Origin of the sequence: Streptomyces sp. NPDC059373 (assembly GCF_042751495.1) — a bacterium.
Classification (GTDB): domain Bacteria; phylum Actinomycetota; class Actinomycetes; order Streptomycetales; family Streptomycetaceae; genus Actinacidiphila.
Genome location: NZ_JBHYXC010000054.1, coordinates 1 through 11047 on the forward strand (window position 1 = coordinate 1; position 11047 = coordinate 11047).

The 11047-nt window shown below is 73.3% G+C and carries 10 protein-coding genes; 7 read left to right on the top strand and 3 right to left on the bottom strand.

Annotated features, from left to right (window positions below; all coding sequences use genetic code 11):
- The first annotated feature begins 171 nt into the window (after nucleotides 1-171).
- The 3 genes from ACFXJ5_RS37220 to yicI all read left to right on the top strand — a co-directional run bounded on the left by ACFXJ5_RS37220 (nucleotide 172) and on the right by yicI (nucleotide 4675).
- Nucleotides 172-1206, top strand: a complete 1035-nt coding sequence (locus tag ACFXJ5_RS37220; RefSeq protein ID WP_384641609.1) for an O-antigen ligase family protein — start codon at nucleotides 172-174, stop codon at nucleotides 1204-1206.
- 89 nt (nucleotides 1207-1295) lie between these two features.
- Nucleotides 1296-2318: a LacI family DNA-binding transcriptional regulator gene (locus tag ACFXJ5_RS37225; protein WP_384641612.1), complete on the top strand. Its 1023-nt coding sequence runs from the start codon at nucleotides 1296-1298 to the stop codon at nucleotides 2316-2318.
- Nucleotides 2319-2353: 35 nt separating this feature from the next.
- Complete coding sequence (gene yicI, locus ACFXJ5_RS37230; protein ID WP_384641615.1) at nucleotides 2354-4675, top strand: alpha-xylosidase; 2322 nt, start codon at nucleotides 2354-2356, stop codon at nucleotides 4673-4675.
- A gap of 4 nt (nucleotides 4676-4679) precedes the next feature.
- Here yicI and ACFXJ5_RS37235 read toward each other — a convergent pair whose 3' ends face one another.
- On the bottom strand, nucleotides 4680-5210 hold the full coding sequence (locus ACFXJ5_RS37235) for a hypothetical protein (protein ID WP_384641618.1): 531 nt from the start codon (nucleotides 5208-5210) through the stop codon (nucleotides 4680-4682).
- Between the two features lie 38 nt (nucleotides 5211-5248).
- Nucleotides 5249-6037, bottom strand: coding sequence for a glutamate racemase (locus tag ACFXJ5_RS37240; RefSeq protein WP_384641620.1), 789 nt, complete (start codon nucleotides 6035-6037; stop codon nucleotides 5249-5251).
- A 440-nt stretch (nucleotides 6038-6477) separates the two neighbouring features.
- On the opposite strand from ACFXJ5_RS37240, the gene ACFXJ5_RS37245 reads away from it, so the two are divergent.
- On the top strand, nucleotides 6478-7665 hold the full coding sequence (locus ACFXJ5_RS37245) for a glycosyltransferase (RefSeq protein ID WP_384641622.1): 1188 nt from the start codon (nucleotides 6478-6480) through the stop codon (nucleotides 7663-7665).
- Here the strand turns inward: ACFXJ5_RS37245 and ACFXJ5_RS37250 are convergent.
- Entirely contained in the window at nucleotides 7620-8540 is a 921-nt protein-coding gene (locus tag ACFXJ5_RS37250) for a hypothetical protein (RefSeq protein WP_384641625.1), read from the bottom strand. The two genes, ACFXJ5_RS37245 and ACFXJ5_RS37250, sit on opposite strands and share 46 nt — an antisense overlap.
- Nucleotides 8541-8851: 311 nt before the next feature.
- Here ACFXJ5_RS37250 and ACFXJ5_RS37255 point away from each other — a divergent pair, with 311 nt between their 5' ends.
- The 3 genes from ACFXJ5_RS37255 (at nucleotide 8852) to ACFXJ5_RS37265 (ending at nucleotide 10944) form a co-directional block, all read left to right on the top strand.
- A complete protein-coding gene (locus ACFXJ5_RS37255) occupies nucleotides 8852-9352 on the top strand; it encodes a DUF6643 family protein (protein WP_384641627.1) in 501 nt (166 codons plus the stop codon).
- Between the two features lie 32 nt (nucleotides 9353-9384).
- Nucleotides 9385-10221: an MOSC domain-containing protein gene (locus ACFXJ5_RS37260; RefSeq protein ID WP_384641630.1), complete on the top strand. Its 837-nt coding sequence runs from the start codon at nucleotides 9385-9387 to the stop codon at nucleotides 10219-10221.
- A gap of 135 nt (nucleotides 10222-10356) precedes the next feature.
- Nucleotides 10357-10944 (top strand): Rv1733c family protein, encoded by a 588-nt coding sequence (locus ACFXJ5_RS37265; protein WP_459254002.1) that lies wholly within the window; start codon nucleotides 10357-10359, stop codon nucleotides 10942-10944.
- The last annotated feature ends 103 nt before the right edge of the window (nucleotides 10945-11047 follow it).

The following is an 11047-nucleotide window of genomic DNA, read 5'->3' on the forward strand; positions in this document are numbered from 1 at the left end:
GGACCCACCCCGACACGCCCCCGACCCACCCACGAACCGAACGCGCCCCCGGCGCAGGGCGCACCGCGCCCAGGCGCAGGGCGCACCGCGCCCCGTGCGACGTATCCACAACAGGGCACCCCAGCAGTTACGGTGAGCCCGGGACGGGGGCTCGTCAGGGGGTTCAGGGGGATGGACGACGCGGGAAGTGGCGGAGCCGGGGGGCGGGGCCGGGACGGGCTGACGGACGTGCTGGGCGTGGCGGTGCTGGTGTGCTCCGCGTCGTGGGCGCTGATCGCGGCAGCGGGGCGGACCGCGCGGCCGGAGGGCGTGCTGCTGGCGGTGCTCGCGGTGGCGGCCGGGTACGCGGCGGGGCGGATCGGGGGGTCGCTGCTGCCGGTGGCGGCTCCGGCGTTGACGGCGGTCGCCGTGGTCGGGCTGGCCGTGGTGTTGCCGGGGCGGCTGGAGGGCGGCTCGCATACGCCGCCGCTGGGGTACGCGAACGCGGATGCCGCGCTGCTCGTCCTGGCCACGGGTGCCGCGTGCTGCGCCGCCTGGGCGGCCGGGTCGCCTGCGTTGCGGCTGGGGCTGCGGTTGCTGGGGGCGGGGGCGGGCACGCTGGCTCTGGTGATCGGCTCGGCGGCGGGTTTCGCCGCGTCGGTCGGGGTGGTGCTGTGCTCGCTGGCGGCTGCCCGTACGCCCAGGGTGCTCGGCCTCGCCGGGCTGGCGCTGGCGACGGCCGTGGCGGTCGGGGGTACGTACGCGATGGCCGTGGACGCGTTGCCGTCCGGGCTGTCGGCCTCGGTGTCGGGGCAGCTGACGCCGGGGCGGGTGGCGCTGTGGCGGGAGGCGGTCCGTCTCGCCGAGGCGAATCCGCTGCGCGGAGTGGGCCCGGGGCAGTTCACCGAGGTCAGCCAGGCGGAGCCGGCCACGACGGCCGACGCGGTGGGCCCCGCCGGGACGCTGCGGTCCGCGCCACTGCAGCTCGCCGCCGAGGAGGGTGTTCCGGGGGTCGCGTTGCTCGCCGCCGCGTACGCCTGGGTTCTGTGGGCGCTGCGCCGGTCCCCGCGCCCGACCCCGGTGGTGCTGACCGCCGGTGCCGCCCTGACCGGCCTGGCCCTGCAGGCTTCCGTCGATCACATCCTCGGTTTCGCCGCCGTCACGGCGGTCGCGGGCCTGCTGGCCGGTCTGGCCACCGCCCGCCCGGACCGCACCGACCACCCCTGAGGCCGGGCTCTTGCCCCGGTACCGGGAGGCGACCTAGCATTGGTGAATCGATTCGACGAATCGATTCGACAAGGCACGACGGGAGCCGCATGACCACCATCAAGGACGTCGCCGAGCGCGCGGGCGTCGCGCCGAGCACCGTGTCGTACGTCCTGAGCGGCTCACGCAAGATCTCGGAGGACACCCGCCAGGCGGTCCAGCGGGCGATCGACGAGCTGGGCTACCACCCCCGGGCGAGCGCCCGCACCCTCCGCAGCACCCGTACGAACGTGCTGGCGCTGGCGCTGCCGCGCGCGGCGGGCGGGTACCGGGCGGTGGACGGGCGGTTCGCGATCGACATCAGCGACGCGGCCCGTTCGCACGGCTATGACGTACTGCTGATGACCGACCAGGAGGGCGTGCCGGGGCTGCGCCGGATCGCCCGCAGCGGGCAGGCGGACGCGGCAATCCTGATGGCGGTGGAGATGGAGGACCCGCGGATCGACGCGATGCGCGAACTCGGCTTCCCGGCGGCGCTGCTGGGCCGGTCGGCGGACGACGCGGTCCTGCCGTGGACGGACCTGGACTGGGAGGCGGCCGCCGCGCTGGCCGTGCACGAGCTGGCGGCGGCCGGCCACCAGGACATCGCCTACCTCGCCACGACCGAGCACGAGATCCAGGCCCGGCGCGGCTACGCGATCCGTGGCGTGGCCGGGGCGCGCCGGGCCGCGCCGGAGACCGGGGCGGCGGTGCAGGTGCACCAGTCGACCGGCGACATGGCACGGCTCACCCGGCGGCTGCGCAGCCTGCTCACCGGGGAGCGGCCGCCGACCGCGCTGATCGTGCAGCACGTGGCGGCGCTGCCGCACATCCTCGCGGCGGTCGCGGCCGAGGGCCTGCGGGTCCCGGAGGACGTGTCGGTGATGGCGGTCGGCAATCTCCCGGACGACGTCGGGGGCAGCGATCTGCCGCGTATCGAGCTCCCGGTGTCCCGGATGTCCGCCGAAGTGACCCGGCTGGCCGTCGAGTCGATCACCGCGGACGCCGACCTCCCGGTCCCGCACCGGCTGATCGCCCCCGTGCTCGTGCCGGGCCCCCGCGTCGCCCCGCCGCGGCCTCGCACGGCCAACTGAGCCCCCTCCCCCCGCGTACGAAAGCAGGATCACCCATGAAGTTCACCGACGGCTACTGGCTCATGCGTCCGGGCGTCACGGCCAAGTACGCGACCTCGGTCGCGGACGCCGCCGTCGAGGAGGACCGGATCACGCTGTACGCACCCGTGAAGCAGGTGCGGCACCGCGGTGACACCCTCAACAGCCCGCTGCTGACCGTCGAGTGCTGGTCCCCGGCCGAAGGCGTGATCGGCCTGCGCTACACCCACCACGGCGGAAAGGCGCTCCACGGACCGGACTTCGCACTGACCGCCGAGCCGGACGGCGGCCCGGGAAAGACCGTACGCGACGGCTCGGTCGTCGAACTGACCACCGGCGAACTCGCTCTGCGCGTCGACACCGCGGCACCCTGGAAGCTGGACTTCACCGCCGCCGGCCGCCTTCTGACCTCCATCGGCGAGCGCGGCAGCGGCTACGCGACCGACCCGGACGACCGGCACTTCATGATCGGGCAACTCACCCTCGGGGTGGGCGAGCTGATCTACGGCCTGGGCGAGAGATTCACGCCGTTCGTGAAGAACGGCCAGACCGTTGACATCTGGCAGGCGGACGGCGGCACCAGCAGCGAGCAGGCGTACAAGAACATCCCGTTCCACCTCACCAACCGCGGCTACGGCGTGTTCGTCAACCACCCCGGCAAGGTCTCGTACGAGATCGGCACCGAGGCGGTCGGCCAGGTGCAGTTCAGCGTCGAGGACCAGTCCCTCGAGTACTTCGTGATCTACGGCCCGACCCCGAAGGAGATCCTGGCCCGCTACACGGCGCTCACCGGCCGCCCGGCGCTGCCCCCCGCGTGGTCCTTCGGCCTGTGGCTGTCGACGTCCTTCACCACCGACTACGACGAGGCGACCGTCAACCGCTTCGTTCAGGGCATGACGGACCGTGAGATCCCGCTCAGCGTCTTCCACTTCGACTGCTTCTGGATGCGCGAGTACCAGTGGAGCGACTTCGTCTGGGACCCGGACGTCTTCCCCGACCCGCAGGGGATGCTGACCAGGCTGAAGGCGCAGGGGCTGAGGATCTGCGCCTGGATCAATCCGTACATCGCGCAGAAGTCACCGCTGTTCGCGGAAGGTATGCGCGAGGGGTATCTGCTCCGGCGCCCCAACGGCGACGTGTGGCAGTGGGACCTGTGGCAGCCCGGCATGGCGCTGGTCGACTTCACCAACCCGGCGGCGCGCGACTGGTACTCCGACAAGCTGCGGGGACTGCTGCGCCAGGGCGTGGACTGCTTCAAGACGGACTTCGGCGAGCGCGTGCCGGTCGAGGTCACCTGGTACGACGGCTCCGACCCGGAGCGCATGCACAACTACTACGCGCAGATCTACAACCAGGTGGTCTTCGACCTGCTCCGCGAGGAGCGCGGCGAGGGCGAGGCCGTGCTCTTCGCCCGGTCGGCGACCGCGGGCGGCCAGCAGTTCCCGGTGCACTGGGGCGGTGACTGCGAGTCCACGTTCGGGGCGATGGCCGAGTCCCTGCGCGGCGGCCTGTCGCTGGGGCTGTCCGGCTTCGGCTTCTGGAGCCACGACATCGGCGGCTTCGAGGGCACCCCGACGCCGGCGGTCTTCAAGCGCTGGGTGCAGTTCGGGCTGCTGTCGTCGCACAGCCGCCTGCACGGCAGCAAGTCCTACCGCGTGCCGTGGGACTACGGCGAGGAGGCGGTCGCCGTCACCCGCGACTTCACCCGCCTCAAGCATCGCCTGGTGCCCTACCTCTACCGTGCCGCCCTGCAGGCACGGGACCACGGCACTCCGGTGATGCGCGCCATGGTGCTGGAGTTCCCCGACGATCCGGCCTGCCACCAGCTCGACCGCCAGTACATGCTGGGCGACGACCTGCTCGTCGCGCCGGTGTTCAGTGAGGACGGCACGGTCGACTACTACGTCCCCGAGGGCACCTGGACCCATCTCCTCACCGGCGAGCGCGTCGCGGGCCCCGGCTGGCGCCGCGAGACGCACGGCTTCGACACGCTGCCGCTGCTGGCCCGCCCCGGCTCCGTCGTGCCCTTCGGGGCCGTCGAGGACGGACCCGAGTACGACTGGGTGGACGGGGTCACGCTGCGGGTGCACGCCCCGGCGGACGGCGGCGAGACGGTGACGGCCGTCCCCGCGCCGGACGGTGGCATCGCGGCGGTGTTCCGTACGAGGCGTACGGGTGACGTCGTCACCGTCGAGGCCGAGAACGCCACGTCCTGGTGTGTGCTGCTCGTCGGGGCGGACGTCGTGGACGGGGTCGAGGGGGCGGCGGCGGTGGAGCGTACGCCGCTCGGCGTGCTCATCGAGGCGTCCTCGTCCGTGGTGACGGCGCGCTGGTCCTGAGGCGTCAGGGGGAGCGGAGTTTGAGAGAGGCGCGGATCGCCTTCACGGCGCCCTCCGCGTCGTCCACCGTGACGGTGAAGTGACGTCCGTTGCCCAGGTCCACCACCAGGCCCGGGCCACGGCGCACCACCACCGCCGTCCCCTTGTCCGGCCGCCAGCGATACCCCCACCCGCCCCAGCCGCGCGGGCTCACCAGGGGCGCGAAGTGCGCGCCGCTCACCTCGTCGATGGGGATGCGGCGGCGCGGCACGCCCATATGGCCGCAGCGCACCTCCACCGCGTCATGGTCCACGCGTACGCGTACATGGGTGAACGCGATCGTCCCGAAGATCACCAGCAGGCCGACCGCGATGCAGCCCACGACCGCCATCACCAGCGGCGCGAGTCCCGTGGTGTACGAGCTGTCCACGGCCAGCTCGACCCCCAGCGCCACGCAGGCCGCTCCGGCCGCCGCCAGCACCCACTGAAGGCGATTGCTGGCGTGGCCCGTCCACACATGGGCTGTGCGCGCGTCATCACTGTGCGCGTCCGTCATGCCCGCAGCCTACCGATGCGCGGCCACCTTGGCAGTCCCTACGCCACCGGCACATCCGACGCCCGCAGCGCCCTGCCCTCCGCATACCGGTCCGCCTCCGGCGGCAGCGCCGACTCCCGGCCGCTCAGGATCACCGTCAGTCCCCCCGTCGGCTCCGCCTCCGGCGCCGGTCCCGCCCCGATCCGGCGCAGCGCCTGCGCCGCGACGGCCCCGGCCGAGCCGTACAGGGCGACCTCGGTTCCGCCGTCCGGCCGTACGGCCGCCCGGATCCGCTCCGCGACCAGCTCGTAGTGCGTACAGCCCAGCACGACCGCCCGCACATCCTGAGGCGTCAGCGCAGCCGCCGCCGCGACAGCCGCCTCGATCGCCGCGTCATCCGCGTACTGCACCGCGTCCGCCAACCCCGGGCACGGCACCTCCGTCACGTCGGCACCCCCGGCGAACTCCGCGATCAACCCCCGCTGATACGCACTGCCCGTCGTCGCCGGGGTCGCCCAGATCGCGACCGCCCCACCCGTCCCCGCCGCCGGCTTGATCGCCGGCACGGTCCCGATGACCGGCACCCCCGGCTCCAGCTCGGCACGCAACGCGGGCAGCGCATGCACCGACGCCGTATTGCAGGCCACGATCAGCGCGTCCGGCCGATGCGCCATCGCCGCCCGCACACAAGCCAGCGACCGCTCCGTCACATCCTCCGGCGTCCGCGGCCCCCACGGCAGCCCGTCCGGATCCGACGACAGAATCAACTCCGCGTCCGGCCTCAACCGCCGAAGCGCCGCCGCCGCCGCAAGCAACCCGATCCCGGAGTCCATCAGCGCAATCTTCACCGGCGCAACTTTACGCGACCGCACCCCCGTGGCCCGCGGTGCCGGGTTCCCCGGTGGGGCTTGTCCGGGCCGAGCGCTGGAGCCACCCGGCCCGGCCGGAGTGCGGTACCGGGAGGTGGAGGAAGAACCCCCTCCGAGACCCACCACCGGGCGCAAGCCGCCATCGGAACCGGAGGGGGTGGGGCGGGGTGGGTCCGTAGAGACGCTAAGGCGACGCAGAACGCCCAGTTCCGAGCGAGCGAGGAACAGGGCGGGCGAGGATAGCTGTCTCATAGGACCCACCCCGACACGCCCCCAACCCACCCACGAACCGAACGCGCCCCCCGCCCGCACCCCACGGTCCCGGGCAATCGGGGGGGGAGGGTGGGGGAAAAAGCCCCGGCCAACTACCGCCCACGGGGCGGAAACCGCGGCGCACCGCATACGGAAGACTGCACGACGTGACGGTACTGACGTGGGTCGCGGTCGTATCCCTGGCGGCATGGGCATGGCTGACGCTGGGCCAGGGCTTCTTCTGGCGGACGGACACCCGCCTGCCGCCGCCCGGCGAAGTCGCGCCGTGGCCGGCGGTAGCGGTCGTGATCCCGGCACGGGACGAGGCGGAGGTGTTGCCGGCAAGCCTGCCGTCCGTGCTGGCCCAGGCATACGCGGGCCACGCAGAAGTGTTCCTCGTGGACGACGGAAGCTCCGACGGCACGGGGGACATCGCCCGGGCCCTCGCGGAGCGGCACGGCGGGCTGGCCCTGACGGTGACGTCGCCGGGGGCCCCACCACCGGGGTGGACGGGGAAGCTGTGGGCGGTACGCCATGGCATCGCACTCGCCGCGGAACGCACGGACGCCGAGTATCTGCTGCTCACGGACGCGGACATCGCGCATGAGCCGGAGTCGCTGCGCGAGCTGGTGTCGGCGGCGCGGGCGGCCGACCTGGACATGGTGTCGCTGATGGCGCGGCTGCGCGTCGTGACGGGGTGGGAGCGGCTGATCGTTCCGGCGTTCGTGTACTTCTTCGCCCAGCTGTACCCCTTCCGCTGGGTGAACCGTCCCCGCGCCCGGACCGCCGCCGCGGCGGGCGGCTGCGTGCTGATCCGACGTGACGCGGTCGAGCGGGCGGGCGTCCCGGAGGCGATCCGGCACGCGGTGATCGACGATGTCGCGCTGGCCCGGGCGGTGAAGCGCAGCGGCGGCCGCATCTGGCTGGGGCTGGCGGACCGGGTGGACAGCGTGCGGCCGTATCCGGGGCTGGCGGAGCTGTGGCGGATGGTGTCGCGGAGCGCGTACGCACAGCTGAGGCACAGTCCGTCGCTGCTGGCGGGGACGGTGGCGGGGCTGGTGTGCATCTATCTGGTACCGCCGGTGGCGGCGGTCGCGGGGGCCCTGACCGGGTCGTGGTGGGCGTGCGCGGCAGGGGCGGCGGCGTGGGGGTTGATGGCGGGGACGTACGTGCCGATGCTGCGCTACTACCGGCAGTCGGTGTGGTGGGCGCCGCTGCTGCCGCTGACGGCGGCGCTGTATCTGCTGATGACGGTGGACTCGGCGGTGCAGCACTACCGGGGCCGGGGCGCGGCGTGGAAGGGCCGTACCTACGCGCGCCCCGACGCAGACGCGGACGCGGACGCGTCCGCATAGGCCCCGGCGCAGGCCTCGGCATAGGCCGCCGCGAGGCGCGCGCCGACCGCGGCGGTGCCGAAGCGGCGCCGGGCCTCGGCGGCGAGGGCGGCGGGCCGGTGGTTCGGCAGGGCGGCAGCGGCCCGGACGAGGGCCGGGGCGTCGGCCCCGACGACGGGGGTGCCGCAGCACAGCGCGTCGAGAGCGGTGAGGTCCCAGGCCCGGGCGGTGGCGAAGAGGTCGGCGTGGGCGAGGTCGTGGAGCAGGGCGGCACGGCCGCGCGGTCCGGGGAGCTCGCCTATGACGTGGAGCCGCAGCCGGGCGTCCTCCGCATGGGCCTCGGCGAAGGCGTGCACCAGGGCGTCCCAGTCCTCCGCCCCGCCGGTCACCGCGACCCGTACCGGGTCCTGGCGGATCCGGGCCCGCGCGGGCACCGGGGGCAGCTCCTCGGCGTCGACGGGGTGCGGCAGGGCGAGCACGGCGGCGGCCGACTCGTGGAGGCGGGTGGCGCGGCGCCGGGCGAGGCGGCCGGGGAGCGGCGGCCCGCCGGTGCTGAGGACGTACGGGATCCGGGCGGCGCGGGCCAGCCACGGCACCGGCACATCGGTGCAGGGCGCATGGGCGTGCAGCACGTCGAGGCGGCCGCATTCGGCGCCTTCCAGCCGGACCAGGGCCATGATGCGGCGTGCGGTGAGGTGCCGGCCGACGCCGGTCACCACCTCGTACCGGTGCGGCAGCTCGGGGTCGCGGCCCGCATACGGCAGGCCGGGGACGGGAGGCAGCGACAGCGCCGGTACGGAGACGATGCCGACCACGTCCGCGGCGGTGCCTGCGGCCTTGAGCCAGTCCTCCGGGCGCTCCGGACCGGCGGGGCCGAACAGCATGGCTACGCGCATGGGCAACTGTTGCACACGAATACGGCACGTAAGGGGCGTTCGGGCGCTTCCGTCCCACTCGTGAGGGTGACGTCGTGGTCGTGTGGATTCGCTGTGACGGAGGTGGCGCCGGGTTGACGTGGGGCCGCCGCAGGGGGTCGTACCACGGGGTAAGTCGCCGGATGGGGAGGCTTTTACACGATAGAAACGGCTCGCGGCGACCGTTTTTAGTTGATTCGCTCGGATTGAGGATCAGCCGTCACTCACCGCTCATGAAATGACCTACTAATCAGTCTCCCCAACCAGCACATCGTGGGCTTAACTTATGGGCTATGACCTCCCCCCGCGGCTCTTACAGCGGTGGCTACTACACGTCACCGTTCTTCCCGGACACCCCCATCTACGACAGCCTCGTCGCCGAGCGGGGCACCCCTCAGATCGCGCCGATCCGAGTTCCGTCCGCCTACGACAGCGGAAGCAACCTGCCGGCGCTGCCGTCGGCGCTTCCGGCCCTGCCCGCCGGACCGTCGTCGTACCAGACGCCGCCGCAGGGCAACTACAACGGGTACTCCCAGCAGGGATACCAGCAACAGCAGCCGCTGCAGCAGGCGCCCGCCCCGTACATCCCGCAGCAGGCCACGGCCCAGCGGGCTCCGTACAACGGCGGTTACCAGCAGCCGCAGCAGGCCCCGTACCAGGGCCCGGCGGGCTACGAGGCGGCGCGCCCGGCGGCGCCCCGCCCGCAGCCTCCGCGCCCGGCGCAGCCCGGCGGCTATGAGGAGCAGCAGCCGTACCAGCGGCGCAATCTCGGCCAGGGCTACTACCAGGGCTGAGACGGTCGACCGGCCGGTGGCACGATGACGTCATGACGACACCGCGCCTGAGTGCACTGCACATCTACCCCGTGAAGTCGGTCCGCGGACGGGCGCCCAAGGAGGTGGGCGTCGAGCCGTGGGGGCTGGACGGGGACCGGCGGTGGATGGTGGTCGACGCCGCGGGGAGGTTCGTCACGCAGCGGGAACGGCCGGAACTGGCGCTGATGGACGCCGAGCCGACGCAGGACGGGGGTCTGCGGCTCGGCGGCCCGGGGCGCGAGGTGCTGACGGTGCCCGTGCCGGTGACGGCGCCGCTTTCCGGTGTGACCGTGCCGGTGACGGTGTGGGGCGACAAGGTGGAGGCCGTTCCCGCGGGGGATGCGGCCGCCGCCTGGCTGAGCGCGTACCTGGGGACCGAGGCGGCCCTGGTGTACATGGACGACCCGGCGCGGCGCCGCCCGGTCGATCCGGAGTTCGCGCTGCCCGGCGACTCGGTGAACTTCGCCGACGGTTTCCCGCTGCTGCTCACCACCACGGCCTCGCTCGACGCCCTCAACTCGCTGATCGCCGGCGGCGACCGGTCCGCCGAGGGCCCACTGCCGATGGACCGGTTCCGGCCGAACGCGGTGATCGACGGGACCGAACCCTGGGCCGAGGACGGCTGGCGCCGGATCCGGATCGGTGACGTCGCCTTCCGGGTGGTCAAGCCCTGCGGGCGCTGCGTCGTCACCACGACCGACCAGCGGACCGGCGAGCGCGGCAGGGAGCCGTTGCGCACGCTGGCCCGGCACCGCCGCGTCGGCGGGCAACTGGTGTTCGGACAGAATCTGATTCCGGAGCACCCCGGAACACTTCGGGTCGGTGACGCGTTGTTCGTTATGGACTGAAGGCGTCCCAAGGCCGTGCCACGGCCGGCCTGGCGTACGAGCGTGATTTCGCTCTCGTACGACCGGCCTTCGAGGCGCATGAGCCCCGCCGTATGCGGTACTTGGACGGTGAAGGGGGTGCAGCCCGTGACGAGGGTGCGGTTGTGGAGGTGGCGGCGCAATCCCCTGCGCCGCCGTTCGGACGTGCTCGAGACCTGGGCCGGCCTGATCGCCGCGATCGTCATCGTTCTGGGCGCCCCCGCGGCGGGCTGGGCGACGGGTTCGCTGGTGAACGGCGCGTTGCAGCACACCGTACGGGCGCAGCGCAGCGAGCGCAGCGTCGTGCCGGCGCTGGTGCTCAAGGCCGGGTCCCGCGAGATCGCCCAGACGGATCCTGACTCCGGGCAGGTACGGCAGGAGCGGCGCAGCGCCGTCGCCCGCTGGACCGCCCCCGACGGCACGAAGATCACCGGCCCGATCCATATCCCGGTCAACAAGGGCAAGGGCGACACGGTCCGCATCTGGGTCGACCGGCAGGGCCGTGTGATGCCCGCTCCCCTGGACCCGGCGGCCGCGGCGACCCATGGGGTGCTTGCTGGTATGGGGGCCTTCGTGGCCGCCGGCGTTCTGCTACTGGTGGTGCGGCAGATGCTGCTGTGGCAGTTGATGAGACGGCGGCTCGCCGAGTGGGAGCGCGAGTGGGAGGCAGCCGGCCAGGACTGGGGCCACGCGGGCAGAGCCTAGGGCCCCTCCCGCCCCGCTCCGGACCGCACCCATCAGGTGATCCATGCCCGGCTCGGTGCTGGCGCACGCCCCGCGCACGCTACGGTGGTTGCCCCGGTCCCCC